Source organism: Actinomycetota bacterium (genome assembly GCA_035640355.1).
In the GTDB taxonomy this organism is placed as follows: domain Bacteria; phylum Actinomycetota; class UBA4738; order UBA4738; family HRBIN12; genus CALGFI01.
On sequence record DASQWI010000004.1, the window covers coordinates 95,886 to 115,855 of the forward strand.

Annotated in this window: 22 protein-coding genes; 15 read left to right on the forward strand and 7 right to left on the reverse strand. The window is 68.2% G+C overall.

From position 1 onward, the window contains the following. Positions 1-149 precede the first annotated feature (149 nt). The gene (locus tag VFA08_02060) at positions 150-731 is read left to right on the forward strand and encodes a TetR/AcrR family transcriptional regulator (GenBank protein HYZ12372.1); all 582 of its coding nucleotides are present in this window, start codon (positions 150-152) and stop codon (positions 729-731) included. Here the strand turns inward: VFA08_02060 and VFA08_02065 are convergent. The 4 genes from VFA08_02065 to VFA08_02080 form a co-directional block, all read right to left on the reverse strand. Then, positions 716-982 carry a hypothetical protein gene (locus VFA08_02065; protein ID HYZ12373.1) on the reverse strand — a complete coding sequence of 89 codons (267 nt, stop codon included), beginning with the start codon at positions 980-982 and terminating at the stop codon, positions 716-718. The genes VFA08_02060 and VFA08_02065 overlap by 16 nt on opposite strands. A gap of 84 nt (positions 983-1,066) precedes the next feature. Beyond that, on the reverse strand, positions 1,067-1,357 hold the full coding sequence (locus tag VFA08_02070) for a MazG nucleotide pyrophosphohydrolase domain-containing protein (protein HYZ12374.1): 291 nt from the start codon (positions 1,355-1,357) through the stop codon (positions 1,067-1,069). Further along, positions 1,357-2,745 carry an MFS transporter gene (locus tag VFA08_02075; protein HYZ12375.1) on the reverse strand — a complete coding sequence of 463 codons (1,389 nt, stop codon included), beginning with the start codon at positions 2,743-2,745 and terminating at the stop codon, positions 1,357-1,359. The genes VFA08_02070 and VFA08_02075 overlap by 1 nt, the downstream gene beginning before the upstream one ends. A gap of 45 nt (positions 2,746-2,790) precedes the next feature. Then, complete coding sequence (locus VFA08_02080) at positions 2,791-3,678, reverse strand: neutral zinc metallopeptidase (GenBank protein HYZ12376.1); 888 nt, start codon at positions 3,676-3,678, stop codon at positions 2,791-2,793. An 81-nt stretch (positions 3,679-3,759) separates the two neighbouring features. Here VFA08_02080 and VFA08_02085 point away from each other — a divergent pair, with 81 nt between their 5' ends. The 7 genes from VFA08_02085 (at position 3,760) to VFA08_02115 (ending at position 11,466) form a co-directional block, all read left to right on the forward strand. Then, positions 3,760-4,248 carry a hypothetical protein gene (locus VFA08_02085; GenBank protein HYZ12377.1) on the forward strand — a complete coding sequence of 163 codons (489 nt, stop codon included), beginning with the start codon at positions 3,760-3,762 and terminating at the stop codon, positions 4,246-4,248. Positions 4,249-4,295: 47 nt separating this feature from the next. Next, positions 4,296-6,593, forward strand: a complete 2,298-nt coding sequence (locus VFA08_02090) for an HAD-IB family hydrolase (GenBank protein HYZ12378.1) — start codon at positions 4,296-4,298, stop codon at positions 6,591-6,593. Further along, a complete protein-coding gene (locus VFA08_02095) occupies positions 6,593-7,798 on the forward strand; it encodes a zinc-binding dehydrogenase (GenBank protein HYZ12379.1) in 1,206 nt (401 codons plus the stop codon). The genes VFA08_02090 and VFA08_02095 overlap by 1 nt, the downstream gene beginning before the upstream one ends. Positions 7,799-7,805: 7 nt before the next feature. After that, positions 7,806-9,392 carry a lactate racemase domain-containing protein gene (locus VFA08_02100; protein HYZ12380.1) on the forward strand — a complete coding sequence of 529 codons (1,587 nt, stop codon included), beginning with the start codon at positions 7,806-7,808 and terminating at the stop codon, positions 9,390-9,392. Then, positions 9,392-10,321, forward strand: coding sequence for a lysophospholipid acyltransferase family protein (locus VFA08_02105; GenBank protein ID HYZ12381.1), 930 nt, complete (start codon positions 9,392-9,394; stop codon positions 10,319-10,321). The genes VFA08_02100 and VFA08_02105 overlap by 1 nt, the downstream gene beginning before the upstream one ends. A 4-nt stretch (positions 10,322-10,325) precedes the next feature. After that, positions 10,326-10,928 (forward strand): TetR/AcrR family transcriptional regulator, encoded by a 603-nt coding sequence (locus VFA08_02110; protein HYZ12382.1) that lies wholly within the window; start codon positions 10,326-10,328, stop codon positions 10,926-10,928. Between the two features lie 133 nt (positions 10,929-11,061). Next, on the forward strand, positions 11,062-11,466 hold the full coding sequence (locus tag VFA08_02115; GenBank protein HYZ12383.1) for an ATP-binding protein: 405 nt from the start codon (positions 11,062-11,064) through the stop codon (positions 11,464-11,466). 7 nt (positions 11,467-11,473) lie between these two features. Here the strand turns inward: VFA08_02115 and VFA08_02120 are convergent, their stop codons facing one another. From VFA08_02120 to VFA08_02130, 3 genes are read right to left on the reverse strand one after another with little or no spacing between them, the layout of a single operon-like run. Beyond that, positions 11,474-11,800: a hypothetical protein gene (locus tag VFA08_02120; GenBank protein ID HYZ12384.1), complete on the reverse strand. Its 327-nt coding sequence runs from the start codon at positions 11,798-11,800 to the stop codon at positions 11,474-11,476. Positions 11,801-11,844: 44 nt separating this feature from the next. Beyond that, positions 11,845-13,050, reverse strand: coding sequence for a HAMP domain-containing sensor histidine kinase (locus VFA08_02125; GenBank protein ID HYZ12385.1), 1,206 nt, complete (start codon positions 13,048-13,050; stop codon positions 11,845-11,847). Then, entirely contained in the window at positions 13,047-13,745 is a 699-nt protein-coding gene (locus VFA08_02130; GenBank protein ID HYZ12386.1) for a response regulator transcription factor, read from the reverse strand. Before VFA08_02130 ends, VFA08_02125 begins: the two co-directional genes overlap by 4 nt. A gap of 124 nt (positions 13,746-13,869) precedes the next feature. Between VFA08_02130 and VFA08_02135 the strand changes: the two genes are divergently transcribed. From VFA08_02135 to VFA08_02165, 7 genes are read left to right on the forward strand one after another with little or no spacing between them, the layout of a single operon-like run. Next, positions 13,870-14,517: a glycosyltransferase family 2 protein gene (locus tag VFA08_02135; GenBank protein ID HYZ12387.1), complete on the forward strand. Its 648-nt coding sequence runs from the start codon at positions 13,870-13,872 to the stop codon at positions 14,515-14,517. Further along, positions 14,514-15,191, forward strand: coding sequence for a TIGR04282 family arsenosugar biosynthesis glycosyltransferase (locus VFA08_02140; GenBank protein ID HYZ12388.1), 678 nt, complete (start codon positions 14,514-14,516; stop codon positions 15,189-15,191). Before VFA08_02135 ends, VFA08_02140 begins: the two co-directional genes overlap by 4 nt. Continuing rightward, entirely contained in the window at positions 15,188-15,841 is a 654-nt protein-coding gene (locus VFA08_02145) for a class I SAM-dependent methyltransferase (GenBank protein ID HYZ12389.1), read from the forward strand. The genes VFA08_02140 and VFA08_02145 overlap by 4 nt, the downstream gene beginning before the upstream one ends. Next, positions 15,838-17,016 carry a molybdopterin-dependent oxidoreductase gene (locus tag VFA08_02150; GenBank protein HYZ12390.1) on the forward strand — a complete coding sequence of 393 codons (1,179 nt, stop codon included), beginning with the start codon at positions 15,838-15,840 and terminating at the stop codon, positions 17,014-17,016. Before VFA08_02145 ends, VFA08_02150 begins: the two co-directional genes overlap by 4 nt. Continuing rightward, entirely contained in the window at positions 17,013-17,447 is a 435-nt protein-coding gene (locus tag VFA08_02155) for a hypothetical protein (protein HYZ12391.1), read from the forward strand. The genes VFA08_02150 and VFA08_02155 overlap by 4 nt, the downstream gene beginning before the upstream one ends. Further along, positions 17,444-18,787, forward strand: coding sequence for a hypothetical protein (locus tag VFA08_02160; GenBank protein HYZ12392.1), 1,344 nt, complete (start codon positions 17,444-17,446; stop codon positions 18,785-18,787). The genes VFA08_02155 and VFA08_02160 overlap by 4 nt, the downstream gene beginning before the upstream one ends. Further along, a complete protein-coding gene (locus VFA08_02165) occupies positions 18,784-19,851 on the forward strand; it encodes an NAD-dependent epimerase/dehydratase family protein (GenBank protein HYZ12393.1) in 1,068 nt (355 codons plus the stop codon). The genes VFA08_02160 and VFA08_02165 overlap by 4 nt, the downstream gene beginning before the upstream one ends. Positions 19,852-19,970 lie beyond the last annotated feature (119 nt).

Here is a 19,970-nt window from a genome sequence, read left to right on the forward strand (position 1 = left end):
AGCGGGACCGTCGTTCGGGGAGGACGGAGTCCTTTGGGCCATCGGCGGTCCTCGCCTCGTTCAGTGCTGCGAGGGACTTTATCGAGACAGATTGTCTATGTCAAATCACGGTGTCGCTCAAACGGCCGCGTGCGGCGTATAGTTCGTCCATGCCTCGGCTCTGGACGCGAACGATCGAGTCTCACCGACGCGAGGTGCACGACGCAATCATCGACGCGGCTGCCGTGCTGGTCGCCGAACACGGGCTTCTGGGAGTGACGATGTCTCAGATCGCGGAGGAAGCGGGGATCGGGCGGGCCACCCTGTACAAGTATTTTCCGGATGTCGAATCGATCATGCTCGCGTGGCACGACCGTGAGGTCACGGGCCACATCACGTATCTCGCCGAGGTACGGGATCGCACCGAGGATCCCGTCCAGCGGTTGGAGTCAGTGCTCGAGGCCTTCGCGTTGCTCACTCGGCACACGCACGGGCATGACCCTGGATTCGCCGAGCTCTTTCACCGAGACGATCGGATGCGACGTGCCCACAGCCAAGTGCAACGCATGATCCGCGATCTGGTGATCGCCGCCGCCGAAGCCAGCCAAGTCCGCACGGACGTCCCACCTGAGGAGCTGGCGGCATTCTGTATCAACGCACTGACCGGTACGCGAGCCCGCACCTCAAAGGCCGCCGTGCATCGATTGGTGTCGGTGACGATGGCCGGGCTACGCGATCAGGCGCTTTCCTGAGCCTGCATCAGCGCCAGTCCGAAGATGAACAGCGGTAGCCCGATGAAGGCCATCAGCGCGGTGAGGATGAGCGCGAATCCCGTCATGGCGATACCGAACCCCACCATGACCAGGATGATCCGCCACAACAGACTCGTCTCGGCAGGCTCCGCAGAGCGCAGCGGCACGACCTCCGCGACGCGCGCTTCCGCAGAAACGGGACGTCGTACGGGCTGAGTGGTCAGCGACTCCTGAGCGATCATGGTTCCCACCTCTCCCTCTTGTCCTGTCCACGAGACGAGAGAGGCCGTCACCTTGTGACATGTCGCTGAGGAGGTCGTTCTTCGAGGGTCGGATCAGCGGTCGAACTCGCAGCGGCACGGCGAGGCGCCGCACCTGGGACAACCGTCTGCGTACCGCTCGACCGCGCGCTCGAGATCGACGTCGGTCAAGTTCGCCAGCGAGGCGAGCCACGCGAGCACATCCGAGAACTCGTGCGCGAGCTCATCCGGATCTCGATGGCGTAGCGCTTTCGCGAGTTCGCCGACCTCTTCGGTGAGCCAGCGGAACGTCGCGTCCGCTCCGCGCTTCGAGTCGCGCTCGAAGTACGTGTCGCGCAACGTGCGCTGCAGCTCGCCGAGCTCCATCAGGCGGCCGAGTCTACCGACCGCGCATCGGGCACCCGCCCGGCCACGAATGCCAGCAACAGGGCCGCCACGAGGCCGACGCCGAACGCGCCGGCGATGCCCGCTTCGAGCGAGATGACATCCGCGTCGGCGAGCGCCACGCTCGCGCCGCCGAGTCCCGCTCCGACACCCACCCCGAGGAAGTCCATCAGGATCGTCCCCGACAGCTCGCCTGCCTCGCGTCCTTCGGTCGTCTCGCTCATCACCGCCAGCGGGATCGTCGGGAACACCACCCCCATGCCGAACCCGCCGAGCGCCCAGCCGATGTACGGCACGATGATCGGCAGGTCGCGCACGAGGCCACCGGCGACCGAGACCGTTCCGATCGCGATCACGAGCGCGCCAATCGTCACCAGCCTCCTCGCACCAAACCGGCCGACCGTCCGCGACTCGTACCAGCTTCCCGCGGCCCATGCGACGCTCGCAGCGGTGATCACCAAGCCGGCCGTTCCGATCGACAGCCCGCGCACCTTCGTCAACATCAGCGTGAGGAACCCGTCGACAGCCAAGAACGCGCACGAAGCGAGGAACGCAGCGGCCGCCGCCGCGGGCAGCCCTGCTCTGGCAACGAATGTCCCGCGCGGCGTGATCCTCGACAGTGCCGGCAAACCGACCGCCAGCCCGATCGGCACGAGAACCACGAGTGGCCACGTCGGGTCGGTCAGCCCCGCGAGGAAAACGCCCGCGCCGAACATCAGGAGAAGGCTCGCCGCGACGGGAAGTCTGTCTTCGTCGGGGGTTGAGCCGATCGAGCCGAGCGATGGAATGACCATCGCGACGCCAATGATGATCGCAGGGATCGGTGCGACGAACGCCCACCGCCACCCCACGCTCTCGGCGATGACGCTTCCGATGATCGGACCGAACAGCCCGGGCAGGATCCACATCGATGCGAGCAGCGCCATCACGCGTGGGCGGATGCGTTCGGGATAGGTCTTCGCGACGGCGGAAAGCGAGACGACGTAGAGGCCGCCCCCGCCTATCCCCTGCACGAACCGGCCGCACACGAGCACGAACATAGAAGGAGCGAGCGCAGCGATCAGTAATCCGCCGACGTAGAGCGCAAGTGCGAACGTCAGCACCGGCGTCGGACCAACGCGGTCGACGAGGCGTCCCGCGATGGGAACGGTGGCGAATGACGCGAGCGTCAGCGCGGTGAACGTCCATCCGTAGAGCGCCAAGCCGCCGAGGTCGTTCTCGACCTCGGGAAGGATCGTCACGACGATCAGCGCCTCGATCGCCACGAGCGCTTCGAGCAGCAACAGGCCCGCGGTGAGACGCCCGCGTGCGCCGGCGAAGACCTCGCGCCACTTCGGCGGCGCGAGCGCCTGTTCATCGGCGGTCGTCACGGCGCGGAGCCTAGCCGCGCAAATGACTCGCCGGCACTCGACCGATTACAGCTCGGAGTACGGGATCGAGAACGTGTCGCAGGCGTCCGGGTTGCCGATCTGAATCCCGGTCCGCAGCCAGGTCGAGCGTTGTTCGGACGTTCCGTGCGTGAAGCTGTCGCGGTCGGCTCGGCGACCGAGGATCCGGTCGTCGCCGATCGCGGATGCGGCGCGGAGGCCCTCCTCGATGTCGCCCGGCTGCAGAACGCCCTGTGACTGCGCGGCGCGACCCCATACACCGGCGAAGCAGTCGGCCTGCAGTTCGAGCCGAACAGAGAGCTCGTTTGCGATGTCACGGTTCTCTCGCATCTCGCGACGTACCGCTGCCTCGGTGCCGAGCAGGTTCTGCACGTGGTGTCCGACCTCGTGCGCGATCACGTACGCCTGCGCGAAGTCGCCCGGCGCGCCGAATCGCTCCTCGAGAACTCTGAAGAAGTCGGTGTCCAGGTAGATGAGGCGATCAGCGGGGCAGTAGAACGGACCCGTTGACGACGTCGCCGCACCGCACCCCGATGACGTCTGGCCGTCGAACAAGACCACGTTCGTCGACTCGTAGTCGAGACCCGCTCTACGGAACATGTTCGACCAGGTGACCTGCGTGTCGTCGAGCACGGCGTCGACGAACTGGCCCATCCGATCGTCGGGATCGACTCGCGTACCGCCGTCACCCGAGGCCGGGCCCGCTCCCTCGAAATCGTCGAGCACGTCGCCGAGACCACCGCCACCCCCGAACAGCCACATCGCGCCCAGGATCACCGCGACGAGAACGATCGCGCCGATGGATATCCCTCCGCCGACCGAGACCGGGACGCCCGCGCCTCTCAACCCGCCGCTGAATCCGCCACGCCGGTCGATCACCCCGCCTCGCCGTCGCCGAAGTCTCTTCAGCCGCATGTCGATTCACCTCGTGTCCGTCAATGTGCCTGACACGTTCCCGTTCCAGGGGCGAATCAATCTCACTACACTCGCGGGCACGTGAGCGAGGACGAGGGACGCACACCCGATCGACGCCTCCACGCGATCGCCGGACGTTGGCAAACGTCCGGTTACGTCATCGACGAACCGGATCTCCCGGTCATCGGCATCGACAACTACGAGGTCCTGCCGGGCGGGTACTTCGTCGTCCATTACGTCGATGTCTTCGTTGGGGACCGTAACGTCCAAGCTGTCGAGATCATCGGCGAGCCGGACACGGTGAGCGGCGGGTTCCTCGCACGGAGCTTCGACAATGAGGGCAACACCGAAGTCATGCGTGTCACGATCGATGACGACGGCGTCTTTCATTTCACCGGAGGACCGGAGGTTGCACCGGCCGCGCAGCCGACAGACTCCCCGACGGCTCGAGTCCGATCCACGCTCAAAATCGCTCACGATGGGCAATCGATGAACGCCTTGTGGGAGCGTTCCGAGGATGGCGCGAACTGGGAGCGCTGGATGGATATCTCGTTCACGCGGAAGGACTGATCAACAAAGGGTTGTCTACCGAGTGGTAGAGAGGCATAATCTGCCGCGTGGTAGAGAAGGCCGTTTCCAGAACCACCCGGGCGAGGCCCATCGCCGAGCGCCTCGCTCGCAAGAACGTGCTGGTCACAGGGGTGACCGGCTTCCTCGGCCAGGCCGTCTTCGAGCGCCTCCTGAAGGACTTCGCCGAGACCCGGATCACGCTCCTCGTGCGGTCGCAGCTCGGTTCGAGCGGCCGCCAGCGGGTGGAATCCATGCTCGGACGGCCCACCTTCAACGCGCTTCGCGACGAGGTCGGCGGCGACGGGATCAAGGCGTTGCTCGACGAGCGCGTCGACGTCGTCGACGGCGATTTCTCTCGCGAGCTCCCGGCGCTCCCCGGCGACATCGACGTCGTGATCCATTGCGCGGCGACGGTCAGCTTCGACCCACCGATCGACGAGGGGTTCCAGACGAACCTGCTCGGCGCCGTTCGGTTGTATGAGGCCGCGCTCGCCGCGAACGCAGCGCCGCATCTCGTGCACGTCTCGACGGCGTACGTCGCCGGCGTTCGCAAAGGCGTGATTCCCGAAGCGACGCTCGACCACCGCGTCGATTGGCGCGCCGAGGCGGAGCTCGCGCTCCGCGCGCGCGACGACGTCGAGGCGGCGAGCCGAAAGCCCGAGATCCTCGATTCGTTCCTCCGGAAGGCGCGCGCTGAACACGGCCGCGCAGGTCCGCAATCGGTCGCCGACGACGCCGAGGAGCGCCGTAAGAGCTGGGTCACGAAACGGCTCGTGCAGTACGGGCGTGCGCGAGCGCAGACGCTCGGCTGGCCCGACAACTACACGTTCACGAAGGCGATGGGCGAGCGCGCCGTGGAGGAGCTCGCCGCGGAGCACAAAGCACCGCTGAGCATCGTTCGGCCCTCGATCATCGAGTCGGCGTACAGCCACCCGTTCCCCGGTTGGATCGAGGGCTTCAAGATGGCCGAGCCGATCATCCTCGCCTACGGGCGCGGGACGATCCCCGAGTTCCCCGGCATCCCCGAGGGCATCGTCGACATCATCCCCGCCGACTTCGTCGTGAACGCGATCCTCGCCGCCGCGGCCACCCCGCCCGAACCGGCGACGCCCGCCTACTACCACGTCTCCTCAGGCGCACGGAACCCGCTCCAGTACCGCGGCCTGTACGAGCTGGTGAAGGAGTACTTCGAGCGCGACCCCTTGCCGCAGTCTGGGCGCGGCGATATCAAGGTGCCGGAGTGGTCATTTCCCGGCCACCTTCGCGTCGAGCGGCTCCTGAAGACGGCCGAACGAGCCGTGGACATTGCCGACAAGGTCGTCACCCACCTCCCGAAGTCGAAGAAGATGCGCGATCTCGTCTCACGCGTCGATCGCGACAAAGGGCGCGTCGAGTTCGTTCGACGCTACTCGGACCTGTATGGCGCCTACACCGAGGCAGAGGTCATCTACACCGACGACCGAACGGTCGAGCTGTTCCAGTCACTCACCAAGACCGACCAGAAGAGGTTCCCGTTCGACGCGGAGACGGTCGACTGGCGGTACTACCTGCAGGACGTGCACTGCCCGGCAGTGACGGGGGGACTGAGGGCGCTGTCGAGCGCGCGCGCCAAGCCGCAGGTCCGGATCCGCGAACGCGAACAGCTCGTGCTGGCGCTGTTCGACATGGAGGGGACGCTCTTGCCGTCGAACGTCGTCGAGTCCTACGTGTGGTCGCGAATGGCCGACCTGCCGTGGGATCAGTGGACGGACGAGCTGGTCGACGTGTTCTCGCGCATCCCGTCGTACCTGATGGCCGACCGCCGCGACCGTGGCGAGTTTCTCCGAACGTTCTTCCGCCGCTACGAAGGGGCGACCGTCGAGGGCATCGACGATCTGGTGGACGAAGTCGTCTCCGAGTTCATGCTCCAGAAGCTCTCGGCCGCGGCCGTTCGACGCATCCGAGAGCACCGCGAGGCGGGACACAGGACGATCCTCATCACCGCGGCGGCGGAGCCGTTCGTGAGGCCTATCGCGCCGTTGTTCGACGAGGTCGTCGCGGCCAAGCTTGCCGTGAAGGACGGCGTGTACACGGGCTTCTTGGCCGAACCGCCGCTCGTCGGCGAGGCGCGAGGCGCGTGGCTCCGCAGGTACGCGATGCTCGAGGGCGCCGATCTGAAGTCCTCGTACGCGTACGCCGACTCACACTCCGATCTCGCGTTGCTGCGGGCGGTGGGCAACCCCGTCGCCGTCAGCCCGGACGCCGCGCTTCTTCGCGTGGCGAAGCGCAGACGGTGGCCGATCGAAGAGTGGGGTATGGCCGGTGGCATGCCGCGCGTTCGATTCCCCAGGCCGGCGATGCGCTGATGACGACTCAGGCGCTCGAGCTGTTCCGTTCGGCCCCGCGGTATCTGGCGGCGCGCGCCGTCGGCGACAAGGCACCGGGTCTCCTGTCCGGGCCGCTCGCGGCGATGCGTCTCGTCCACAAGAAGGACCCGGTTCCGCTGGGGCCCGGCTGGGGTCGGGTGCGTCCGCTGATGTCGGGCATCTGCGGCTCCGACCTCGCGACGATCGGCGGCAAGTCGTCGTTCTATTTCTCTCCGCTCGTTTCACTGCCGTTCGTCCCCGGGCACGAGGTCGTGGGCGAGCTGATCGACGACGTCGACGAGCTGCCGGCACGGACTCGCATCGCGTTGCAGCCGGTTCTATCGTGCCTCGCGCGCGGCCTCGATCCGTGCCAGAACTGCAAGCAGGGACTGACGGGCCGTTGCGACCGCGTTACGACCGGTCACGTGAGCGCCGGACTGCAGACCGGCTACTGCGCCGACACCGGCGGGGGCTGGTCGAAGATGTTCGTCGCGCACCGCTCGCAGCTCCACCCGCTGCCCGACGAGCTGTCCAACCGGAAGGCCGTTCTCGTCGAGCCGCTCTCGTGCGCCGTTCACACGGCGCTCCGGGCGAACGTTGAGCCGAACGCGAGCGTGTTGCTGATCGGCGCCGGCGCCATCGGCGTCCTCACGCTCCTGGCGCTAAAGGAGCTCACCAGCGCCGGAACGATCACCGTCGTCGCCAAGCATTCGCGTCAGCGCGAGTGGGCGCGAGCGTTCGGCGCGTCGGACGTCGTCGAACCCGACGAGGCGACCAACGCCATCCGTCGCGAGACGAGCGCGATGAAGCTCCGGCCCGAGCGAGGCGCGCCGTTCCTGCTCGGCGGCGCCGACGTGGCCATCGACGCCGTCGGAAGCAGATCGAGCCTCGACATGGCCCTTCGAAACGTGAAGGCCGGCGGTCGCGTCGTCGTCGCCGGCATCCCCGTCGCCGGCGCCGACCTCACCCCGTTGTGGTTCCGAGAGCTCGAGCTCGTCGGCACGTACACCGGCGGGATCGAGAACATCGACGGCAAGCAGCGCCACGCGTTCGACGTCGCCATCGAGCTCGCCCGGGAGAACCCGCTCGAGCAGGTCGTCGGCGCGACGTACCCGCTTCGGCGGTGGCGCGAGGCGATCGACCACGCGCTCGGTGCGGGCAAGTTGGGAACGCTACGAGTGGCCTTCGACCCGAGGAGCGATTGAACACGATATGAGCAGACCGGGATTCGTACTCGAGGTCGACGAGCGCACCCCGCCGCTCCTCGTGCATCAGGGCGAGGGGTTCCGGCTCCAGAAGTTCCCGCTCGGCTCGCGGGTGATCTATCCGCCCGACGCGCTCCCGGCAATCAAGAACGTGCGTCAGGCGATCCGAAACGCGCTCGAGCATCCCCACGACAGCGAACCGCTCCGGGAGCTGCTGAAGCCGGGGATGAAGCTGACGATCGCCATCGACGACATCTCCATCCCGCTCCCGCCGATGAAATCCCCCGACATCCGCCAGCTCGTCCTCGAGGAGGTGATCGAGCTCGCGGCGCAGAAGGGGGTCGAGGACATCAAGCTCACCATGGCCAACTCGCTTCACCGCCGGATGACAGCGGACGAGATCGAGCACGCCGTCGGTGAGCGCGTGTTCCGCTCGTTCTTCCCGAAGGACCTGCGGAACCACGACGCCGAGGATCGCGACAACCTCGTGTACGTCGGTAAGACCGACAAGGGCGAGGACGTCGAGATCAACAAGCGGGCCATGGAGTCAGACCTGCTGATCTACGTGAACATCAACCTCGTGGCGATGGACGGCGGTCACAAGTCCGTGCCGGTCGGCCTCGCCTCCTATCGCAGCGTCAAGCCGCACCACAACGTCGAGACGATGCTCCACTCCAAGTCCTACATGGACCCGCGCCCAGGGCGGAGCGCCATCCACGACTCGTGCAAGCGGATGGGTGACCTGCTGAAGGCCAGCGGGCTCAACGTCTTCACCATCGAGACCACGCTGAACAACGAGACCTTTCCCGACCCGTTCGGCTTCATGAACAAGCGCGAGTGGGAGTGGTCGCTGATCGAACAGGGCACCTACCTGGCGGCCAAGAAGGCGAACGACATGGCGCCCTCAGCAGCAAAGCACCAGATCTGGATGCGCATCGAGTCGCCCTACGGCGTGACCGGGATCAACGCGGGCGAGACCGAAGCCGTCCACGAGCGCACGCTGGCGAAGCTGCACGAGCAGCAACTGACGGAGGTCAACGGACAGAGCGACGTCATGGTCGTCGGGCTCCCCTACATCAGCCCGTACAACGTGAACTCGATCATGAACCCGATCCTCGTCCACTGCTTGGGGCTCGGGTACCTGTTCAACCTGTACCGGAACAAGCCGGTCGTCCGGCCCGGCGGCGCGATGATCATGTTCCACCCCGTGCCGAACGACTTCCACCAGGTCCACCACCCTTCCTACGTCGACTTCTTCGAGGAGGTCCTGGCCGAGACGAACGACCCTTCCACGATCGAGTCGAAGTACGAGGAGAAGTACGCGACCGATCCCTGGTACATCCACCTGTACCGGAAGAGCCACGCGTACCACGGCGTTCACCCGTTCTACATGTGGTACTGGGGCGCGCACGCGCTCGACTACCTCGGCGACGTGATCGTCGTCGGCGGCGACCCCAAGACATGCGCGCGCCTCGGTTATCGAGCCGCCACGTCGTTCCGTGACGCGCTGGAGATGGCCGGCGAGACCGTGGGGCGCTCGCCGTCGATCTCGTACCTCCACGTGCCTCCGCTGGCGATCGCGGACGTGCGCTGATGGCCACACGGACGAAGCAGAAGCGTTCGCTCCGCGCCGAGATCCTTGATGTAGCGAAGGGATGGCGTTGGGGCCGCCGCACGATGATCCCGCGCGCGGCCGAGCCGTCTACGCCGCCGCCGAGGACGTGGGAGTTCCCCACCGACTGGGCACGGAGCGATGCCGGCGTCGCCGTGCGGAACGTCGTGCTCGACGCCGGTATCCGCACGATCATCTGGAACGAGACGTCGCCCGAGGTGTTCGGCGTCGAGAATCTCGAGGGGCTGAAGGGCCCGGCGATGTTCATCTCGAACCACTCGAGCCATCTCGACGCCTCGATCATCATGATCACGCTGCCGCGCGAGTGGCGCGACCGAACGGCCACCGCAGCGGCCAAGGACTACTTCTTCGACGTGTGGTGGCGATCGGCGTTCACCGCGCTCGTGTATGCGGGGTTCCCCGTCGCCCGCGGAGAGGGCGAGCGGGCGACCGACAAGGCCAAGGAGCTGATCCGCGAGGGCTGGAGCATCATCGTGTTCCCAGAGGGCACGCGCTCGCAGGACGGCTGGCTCCAGCGCTTCCGCCACGGGACGAGCCGTCTGGCGATCGAGATGAACATGCCGGTCGTGCCGATCGCCATCGTCGGCGCGTACCAGGCGATGCCGAAGGGCCGCTCGTGGCCGAAGCCGGGACGGCCGCCGATCAGAGTTCGGTATGGCAAGCCGCTGTTCCCGCGCGAGGGCGAGACGCATCAGCAGCTGTCGCTGCGGATGCAGCAAGCAGTGGCCGAGCTGTTCGACGAGGACCGCACGACGTGGTGGGAGGCCCAGCGCCGCGCGGCGGCAGGTGAGACGCCGCGGCTGGCTGGCCCGTCGGGTCCTTCGTGGATGCGAACGTGGGAGGGAACGAGACCAATCCGCCGCCGGGGCAAACCCCCGGCGTGGAAGTGACGGTGTGACCCGGACCGGCGGCGAGAAGCGACGCCACGCGCTGATCGAGGAGGCCATCCGCGCGTTCGGCCGCGAGGGCTACTCGGGCGCGAGCCTCGACCAGATCGCGAGTGCGGTGGGGATCCGGAAACAGACGCTCCTCTATTACTTCCCGACCAAGGACGCACTACTCGAGGCGTGCCTCCAGGCGGCGGGCGAGCGCGTCGCCGAGGAGATCACGACCGCGCTCGAAGGCAAGGAGACGTATTGGGACCGAGCGGAGGCCGTGATCCATGCGGTTTTTCGCTTGGCAGAGGACTGGCCCGAGTTCCCGATGTTCATCAGGGAGGCGGGTCGACTCGGCGCAGAGGGCTTCGAGAAGTTCGCGGGCGTGATCGATCCGTTGCGGAAGCGAGCGGTTCAGTTTCTCCAGGCGGGGATGGATGCAGGAGAGATCCGCGAGCAGGATCCAGCTTTGCTGCTGTTCATGCTCTACACAGCGGTGGTGGGTTCGCTTACCGAAGCAAGTGTGCTCAACGCCGTGGTGGGAAAGGACAAGAGCCGAGCGTCACTCCGTCGCCGCGAGCGCGAGGTCGTCGCGTTCGTTCGAAGCGCGCTGCAGGAATAGTCTCCGCGCCGCCGCTCTGGGCAGGCCCAAATCACCGGGATCTGCGGTCGTCCATGTCTCGGCGCGGCCCCTGGCGACTACGGAGCGTGTCCAGGAGGTATGGACGGGACCAGATCGGGAACGTTTCGACCGTATGAGCGGGGGCCTCGCGCAGGCTGGCGCGGTCGAGCTGACGTTGGAGGTAAGGCCCGACGCCGGTGAGCTCGCCGCGATCCGCAGCGCGCTGGGGAGCCTTGCGATCCCCAGGCGGAAGCTGCGCGACGCCCGTCTCCTCGTGAGCGAGTTGGTGGCGAACAGCATCCGCCACTCCGGTGTCCCGAACGGGCGGATCCGCATCTGGGCCAGGGTCGTGGGCGACGCGCTCCATGTCGAAGTCGTTGACGGCGGGCGGGGCGCTCCTCACCCGATCGCCGGAGGCATTCGTCCCGGCCCGCAGGCCAGCTCCGGATGGGGCCTGTTCCTGGTCGACGTGCTCGCGGAGCGGTGGGGTCACGGCAACGGCGCGTTCTGGTTCGAGCTCGGACTCGAGTCAACCTAGGTCCGGCTCAACTCCTGGGATCCGTCTCGATGGCGACTTCCGTCGGCGTGCCTTCACGCTTCGTGACGACGACGAACCGGTCGGTCCGGTCGACGACCTCCTCGACGTCGGGGATCACGTGGTCCCGCGTGACAGCGAAGCGGACTGGGTCGCTTCGGATCTGCTCGTACTCAGCCACCGTGATGGCGATGACGCTTTCGCACTCGTCGCGTCCGCACTCACAGATCATCCGGATCTGCCGGCCTGGCGATCCCTCATGAGCTTCCTCGATGGCCTCGTTGATCTCGCGCGCGGTCGCCTCGTTCAGTGCGACCCGCTCCTCGCGGCCCGGCATGGGTGAACCGTACCCCTCGACGCGCCGGCCCGTCCTCGCGCGCTCTAGGCGAGCGGAACGACGAGGGCAAAGCGTGACCCGGCGGGTGAGCTCTCCACGCGGAGGTCTCCCCCGAGCGCCTCGACGATGCGCTTGGCGAGGGCGAGTCCGAGACCGGCGCCTGGGCCGGTGCGGGCCGGATCCGCGCGGAAGAACGGCTCGAACACGCGCGCGGCGTCCTCCGCGGACATCCCCTCTCCGGTATCGATGACGCTCACCTCGAGTCCATCGCTCGAACGCCTCGCCTCGACTCGGACCGTGCCGTCGGCGGGAGTGTGGCGAACGGCGTTCACCATCAGGTTCTGAAGCACACGCGCGAGACGTGGTGAGCAGGGCGCGGCCTCGATGCCGTTCAGGCTCGTGAGGAGCGTGACGCGCTTGTCCTCCGCCTCGCGCTCCACGATGGCCACGGCAGAGTCGACGACCTCTCCGAGATGCGACCGCATCGTCTCGAGCTCGATCGCGCCGGCGTCGAGCTGCGCGAGCTCGAACAGGTCGTCCACCATCGCGACGACTTGCTCGATCGACCGGCGCATCTCGCCGGCGTACCGTCGGAGCGTCGTCCGATCTTCGACCACGCCGTCGTCGATCGCCTCGACCATCGCGCGCAGGCTCGCGAGGGGTGTCCGCAGGTCGTGCGACACGGCGGTGACGAGATCACGACGCGTCGTCTCCGCCGCGCGTTCGCGCTCGAGCGCTACCTCGAGCCGCTCGGCCATCTCGTCGAACGTCCGCGACAGCAGCTCGAGCTCCGGCCCGGCGCCGAGCGAGCCAGTTCGCCTGTCAAGGTCTCCGTTCCCGTAGGCCTCGGCAGTCGTGGTGAGCCGGCGGATCGCCCGCGATGTCGACCGTGCGATCACGACGGCCGCCGAGATCCCCACACCGACCGAGTACACGAGGATCACGCCGACGAGGGTCGCGTCGTGAGAGCTGACGAACATCTGTTGCGAGAGGACCCACACGTTGGCCAGCGCCAGCACGACGCCGATCGTGGCGACCGACACGAAGCGTTGCCCGAGCGTCGCCGACGACAGCAGGCGTCCGACGATCCACATGGCGATCACGGTCACCGTGAGCGCGGGCAGGATGAACGCCACGAGCTGAGCGATCTCATCGCCGCCCATCCCCATGACTGCAGCGACGGCGAACGTGCCGAGCGCGCCGGCGGTGGCCACGACCGCGAGCAGCAGGAGCGCGCCCAACCCCTTCATGGCTCGAACCGATATCCGACGCCCCACACCGTGACCAGGTGTCGCGGTCGGGACGGGTCGTGCTCGATCTTCTCGCGGAGGCGGCGAATGTGAACCGTAACTGTGCCGGTGTCGCCGCTCCAGGCGAAGTCCCAGACCTCCTCGAGCAGCTCCGCCCTGGTGAACGCTCGGCCCGGGCTCGAGGCGAGGAGATGCAGGAGGTCGAACTCCTTTCGGGTGAGAGGCACCGGCCGACCCGCGCGGCGGACCTCGCGGCGGTGCGCGTCGATCTCGAGGTCGTCGAAGGCGAGAACGCGCTTGTCGCTATCTGATTCGCCCGCGCCTCGACGGAGCACCGCCCGGATCCGCGCAACGACCTCGCGGGGCGAGAAGGGCTTCGTCACGTAGTCGTCGGCGCCCAGCTCGAGTCCGACGATCCGATCCGTCTCGTCCCCCTTTGCCGTCAGCATGATCACGGCCGGACGAGTGTTGTTGTGGCTGCCGTCGCGGATCCGCCGGAAGACCTCGAGGCCGTCGACGCGAGGAAGCATCAGATCGAGCAGGACGAGATCGGGCGTCGTCGCCGCGTAGGTCGCGAGCGCCTGCTCACCGTCCTCGGCGACGTCGACGGCGTAGCCCTCTCGCTCGAGGTACCTCGCGAGCACCTCGCGGACCATCGGCTCGTCGTCGACGACGAGGACCCTCGTCGCGTCCATCGCCCTAATCATCGCCCCGCGATGGTTTCCGAATCCTTACATCATGGGCGGCCAGGCAAGGATTCACCGTTCCGGAACCGCGCCGTAAGGGTTCCGCAACCACGAGTGGGCAAGGCTCGGTGGGATGCCGGACGTGATCTTGCCCGTCTTGAACGAGGTCTCGTCGATCCCGTGGGTCCTCGGGCGGATGCCTGCTGGGTACCGACCGATCGTCGTCGACAACGGCTCGACGGACGACTCCGCGTCCGTTGCGCGCGAGCTTCACGCCACCGTCGTCGCCGAGCCGCGTCGCGGGTTCGGCGCGGCTTGCGCCGCTGGCCTGGCGGCAGCCGAGGCCGACATCGTCGCGTTCATGGATTGCGACGGGTCACTCGACCCCGCGGACCTGCCGACGGTCGTGGGTCCCGTCGCAGCGGGTGGTACGGATCTCGTCCTCGGGATGCGCGTGACGTTCACACGGGGCTCGTGGCCGGCGCACGCACGCGTTGCCAATCGCGTCCTCGCTCGTCTCGTCTGTCGGCGGACCGGACTCGCGCTGCGCGACCTCGGGCCGATGCGTGCTGCTCGACGCGCGGCGTTGATGGATCTGGCGATCCGCGACCGGCGGTTCGGCTGGCCGCTCGAGATGGTGGTACGCGCGGCGGACGCCGGGTGGCGTGTCAACGACGTGCCTGTCCCGTACTACCCCCGGCGCGGACGCTCGAAGGTCACGGGCACGGCGCTCGGGACGGCGCGAACAGTGCGGGACATGGCGGAGGTTCTTTCCCGATGAGGGTCGACGTCGTCGTGCTCGCGAAGACGCCGCGACCGGGGCGTTCGAAGACGCGGCTGCATCCGCCGTGCACTTTCGTCGAGGCCGCTGAACTCGCAGAGGCGGCGCTGTTCGACACGCTGCGTGCGGTCGATTCGATGTGGATCGAAGGTCGTCGCGTTCTCGCGTTGGATGGACCGCCGCCGGCCTGGCTGTCACCGCACTGGGACGTCGTGCTTCAGAGGGGACACGGCCTCGACGAGCGACTCGCTTCTGTTTTCGAAGACCTCGGCGGAGCGGCGTTGCTCGTCGGGATGGACACGCCGCAACTCACGCCCGCACTCCTGGAGGCGGCGACTGCGCGGCTGGTCGACTCCGACGCGGTGCTCGGCGATGCGGTCGACGGCGGCTACTGGGCCATCGGGCTCCGCCGGCCGAACGCATCCGCATTCCTCGGCGTCCCCATGAGCGCGCCCACGACCGCGATCCGGACGCGCGAGCGCCTCGAGACGCTCGGCTTGCACGTCGCCGATCTCCCACGCCTTCGTGACGTCGACACGATCGACGACGCGTCGGCGGTGGCGCTCGAAGCGCCGAGTACGCAATTCGCCGTCACGTTTCGCGCGATCTCGCCGCGGCTCGCTCGTCGGGGGCGCGCACGCCGTGATGAGGCGGTTGCGGCGGTGTCCGCATGAGCGTGGTGGTCGATCGCCGAGAGGTGGCCGACGCGTGGCAGAGCTACGCGATCGCCGGATCGACGACCGCACAGCGCACATTGGTCTTTCGTTCGCACATCGGCGATGTGATCGCCTTGCACGTCGCCCGCTGGTTCGGTGAACCGAGCGTCGCAGATCACGAGGTGATTGCGCACGCGCTCTCCCCAGTCCTCGACGTCGGGTGCGGGCCGGGTCGGCACACGCTCGCGCTCGCGGCACGAGGCGTGGAAGCCCTCGGTCTCGACATCTCGCTGGGCGCGGTGCGCGCCGCCCGCCGCCGCGGGGCCCGAGTGGTGCACGGCGACGTGTTCGGTGACGTTCCGGGACGCGGGACGTGGGGAACGGCGTTGCTGCTCGACGGAAACATCGGCATCGGCGGCGACCCGGCACGGCTGCTCGTCCGCATCCGTGAGCTCCTCCACCCCGGCGGGCGAGCGCTCGTCGAGCTCGGAGCGCCCCGAACCGGTACGGAGGTGTTCGTCGCGCGTATCGATGGCGCCGGTGGCTCGTGGTTCCCGTGGGCGAGGGTGGCCGCGGATGACATCGCGCCGCTCGCCGCCACAGCGAGGCTGCGGACCGGTCGGCCGTGGTGCGCCGAGGGGCGATGGTTCGCGAGGCTCGATCGATGAGGTGGCCGGCCCGACCTCGGATCGGCCCGTTCAGCGAGGGCGCGTTTCGGAGCCGGCTGCACGACGAACGGCTTGCGTCGATCCTCGGCATCGCGCTCGGCGTCGCGTTCGCGGCGTGCTTCGTCACCGGGCTGATCTCACACCTGATCCAAAACCCCGTCTCGTGGTTCTCATGGCCGTCGAGACCGGTGTGGTTGTACCGGGTCACTCAGGGCGTGCACGTGGTCGCGGGGATCGCTGCGATCCCGCTGCTCCTGGCGAAGCTGTGGGTTGTGTCGCCGCGGTTCTGGACGTGGCCGCCCTTTCGCGATCTCGGCCATGCGATCGAGCGGGCGGGTGTGTTGCCGTTGGTCGCAGGTTCGCTGTTCCTTCTGTTCACCGGGATCGGGACAATCAATCGTTTCAAGCCGTGGGGGTTCTCGTTCCCCGCTGCCCACTACAGCGCGGCGTGGATCACGATCGGGGCGCTCGTGATCCACGTCGGCGCGAAGCTGCACGTCGCCGCCCGCTCGCTCGCACGCGGCAGCGCCCCCACGGCGCCGACGACGCGGCACGACGTTGACGGGTCCGGTTGGTCGATCTCGAGGCGAGGGTTCCTATGGGGGACCGTCGCCGCGGGCGTTGCCGTTACCATCGCGACGATCGGACAGACGCTTCGTCCGTTGCGCTCGATCTCGGTGCTCGCACCGCGCGATCCGGCGGTCGGTCCGCAAGGCCTCCCGGTGAACCGCACGGCGAGCTCGGCGGGGGTGATCGACGCCGCGACGAGCCCCGCGTACCGCCTCGTCGTCGAGGGCGCGGTGGCGACGCCGCTTTCGATGTCGATCGAGGACCTGCGGTCGCTCCCGCAGCACGACGCCGAGCTCCCGATCACCTGTGTCGACGGATGGAGCGCATCGGGGACGTGGCGCGGCGTGGCCGTTCCCGACCTGCTCGAGCTCGCGGGCGCACAGCCCGACGCCACCGCGGAGATCGTGTCGCTGCAACGGCCGGGGAGCGCGTACGCGACGTCGCAGCTCGACCGGTCGCACGCCGCGGATCCGGACACCCTTCTCGCGCTCGAGCTGAACGGCGAGGTCCTCCACATCGATCACGGCTTTCCGGTGCGGCTCGTCGCGCCGAACCGCCCCGGCGTCATGCAGACGAAGTGGGTGGCCAAGGTGGTGGTGACGTGAGCGAGCAGGCGCGTCCGGACGAACGGCGCGGTTGGCTGTTCTGGAGCTCAGGAGCGGTCGGATGGGCGATCGTGGCCTTCGGCGTCTGGACCCTCCTTCGACGCGCCGGCGCCACCAAGCCGCTGAACTTCACGGTTCTCTTCATCGGAATCGCGGTGGTCCACGACGTCCTGTTCGATCCGGCGGTCTCACTCGCCGGACGGCTCGGATCGAACCTGTCGGCGGGGATCCGAACGGTTGTGTTCATCGCTGCAGTTGTCTCGGGCTCGCTCGCGCTGGTGGCGCTTCCGCCGTTGCTCGGCGATGCCGGCGACAACGCCTCACTGCTGCCGCGCGATTACTCCGTGGGGTTGCTCGTTTCGCTCTGCGTGGTCTGGGGCGCGGCCGCAATCGCGATCGCCCTGCGCCGGCTGACGCGAGGGGGATCGTGAGCCTCGCCACGACGCATCGCGGCAGGGGTTCGAACGTCGGCGTCGACCGTGTTTCGGGTCGGGGGAGCGGTCGCGTGCGCTGGGGATCCGTTTCGGCCGTCGCAGGCGCTGCCCTGCTCGTCATCGTCGTCAATGCATGGGGCCGCGCGTTGCAGGCCGACGGCCATCGGCTCTTCATGAACGTGCCGCCGCTCGTCGGTCGCCTCGACCCACGGTTCTCGTGGGCGGGTATCGGAGCGATCGCGCTCGTGCCGGTCGCCGTCGTCGTCGGGCCGAGGGTCGCGGCGCGGGCGCCGTGGCGATGGGTCCTCGTGGCCACGTTCGTCGGGGCCGCGGCGTGGGCAGTGGCGCTCGGCCTCACCGAGGGCGCGGTCGGGCTCGTGCGATCGCCGTCGAGCTCGAGGGATTACCTCGCGTCGGTGCCCTTGATCCACGATCCGCTCACGTTCCTTGGCACGTTCGTCGACCGAATCGACACGTTCACGACGCACGTCCGAGCGCATCCGCCCGGGATGGCGCTGGTCGCCTGGTGGCTCGACCGGCTCGGAGGCGGTCCTTCCATGTTCGCCGCGACCGAGATCCTGCTCGGCGCCTCGGCCATGCCGGCGGTCCTCATCGCCGTTCGCGAGGTCTCGACCGAGGACGCCGCGAGGGCGGTAGCACCGTTCCTAGCATTCGCGCCCGCGGCGGTCACGCTCGCGTCCTCGGGGGACGCCGCGTTCCTCGGGGTGGGGGCGTGGTCGGTAGCCCTCGTGGTCCTCGCGACCGGACGCCGTAGAGGGCGGGTGCCGCTCGCCGCTGGCGGAGGGCTCCTGTTCGGCGTTCTGGCTTTCCTTTCCTATGGCCTCGTGCTGCTCGCGGCGATCCCCCTCGCGGTCGCGGCCCGGCGTCGCTCGGTCGACGTCATCGGCATCGCAGTGGTGGGCGCGGCCCCGATCTTCGTCGCGTTCCTCGCCGCGGGGTTCTGGTGGGTCGACGGCCTGCTCGCAACGCGAGTCGAGTACCTGCAGAGTGTGGCGCGCACCCGCCCGTACCACTACTTCGTGGTTGCGAACCTCGCCGCGTTCGCCATCGGCGTCGGACCGGCGGCGATCGCCGCGCTCGCGAGATGGACGAGAGCGGCAGACGTGTGGACGCTCGTGGGCGGCGCTTTGGTCGCAGTGGGCCTCGCGAACGCCTCGGGCATGTCGAAGGCGGAGGTCGAGCGGATCTGGCTGCCCTTCGTGCCGTGGGTGTTAGCGGCGACGGCGATGCTGCCGCCGAACACCCGACGCGTGTGGTTGGCGCTCAACGTGGCCGCCGCCGTCGCGCTGGAGGTCGTGGTGACGCGGCCGTGGTGAGCGTTCGGCGCGTCCTCGTGACGGGCGGCGCAGGGTTCATCGGCTCGCACGTCGTCGACGCGCTGATCGACCACGGCATCGAGACGGTCGTGCTTGACGTCGCCGCGCGGCAGGGACGACGGCCCGGCGTCGAGGCGATCCGCGGCGACGTGCGCGACGTCGCTGTAGTCGAGCGCGCCCTCCGGGGAGTCGACGCCGTCTCTCACCACGCCGCGATGGTCGGTCTCGGAGTCGATCCTGCCGACGTCACCGAGTACGTCTCGCACAACGACGTGGGGACCGCGGCGTTGCTGGCAGCGATGCATAACACCCGCTCCGTTCGGCGACTCGTGCTCGCGAGCAGCATGGTCGTCTACGGCGAGGGTCGGTACCGGTGCTCGGAGCACGGCGACGTGCGACCGCCGCCGAGGGAACGAGTGCGCCTCGAGGCCGAGGTGTTCGATCCTGGGTGTCCCGTATGCGGTCGCGACCTCGTGCCGCTCGCCGTCGGCGAGGAAGCGCCGGTCGATCCACGCAGCGTCTACGCGGCGACGAAGGTCCATCAGGAGCACCTGTGCTCGGCGTTCGCACGCGAGGCGGGGGTCGAGCTGATCGCGCTTCGTTACCACAACGTTTTCGGCCCGCGGATGCCGAGGGACACACCGTACGCCGGCGTGGCCAGCATCTTCCGAAGCGCCCTCGCCGCCGGCCGGCCGCCGCCTGTCTTCGAGGACGGACGACAGCTCCGCGACTTCGTCCACGTGCGCGACGTCGCGCGGGCGAACGCGCTCGCCCTCACGTGCGACGCGCGGGCGAGTGGTCCGATCAACGTCGCGAGCGGGACACCGCACACGATCGGAGAGATGGCGTCGGCCATGGCGTCCGCGTTCGGCCCGCCCGCCCCGCAGCCGGTCGTTACGGGGAGGTTCCGGCTGGGCGACGTCCGTCACGTGTTCGCGTCACCCGAGCGTGCCGCGTCCGAGCTCGGCTTCCGCGCCGAGGTGCCGTTCGACGAGGGTATGCGGTCGTTCGCCCAGGACGAGCTTCGGGACACGAACGAGGTCGGAATCGCGGCCGAGGTCTGAGGCGACTCTTCGGCGCCTTCGCTCGATACTTGCTCGAGTTGTTCGCAATCCTCCTTGTAGAACCGCTTGCACTGGTCGCGGTTGTCTCAACAGTCTTCCAGCCTCGCCACGTGCGACGC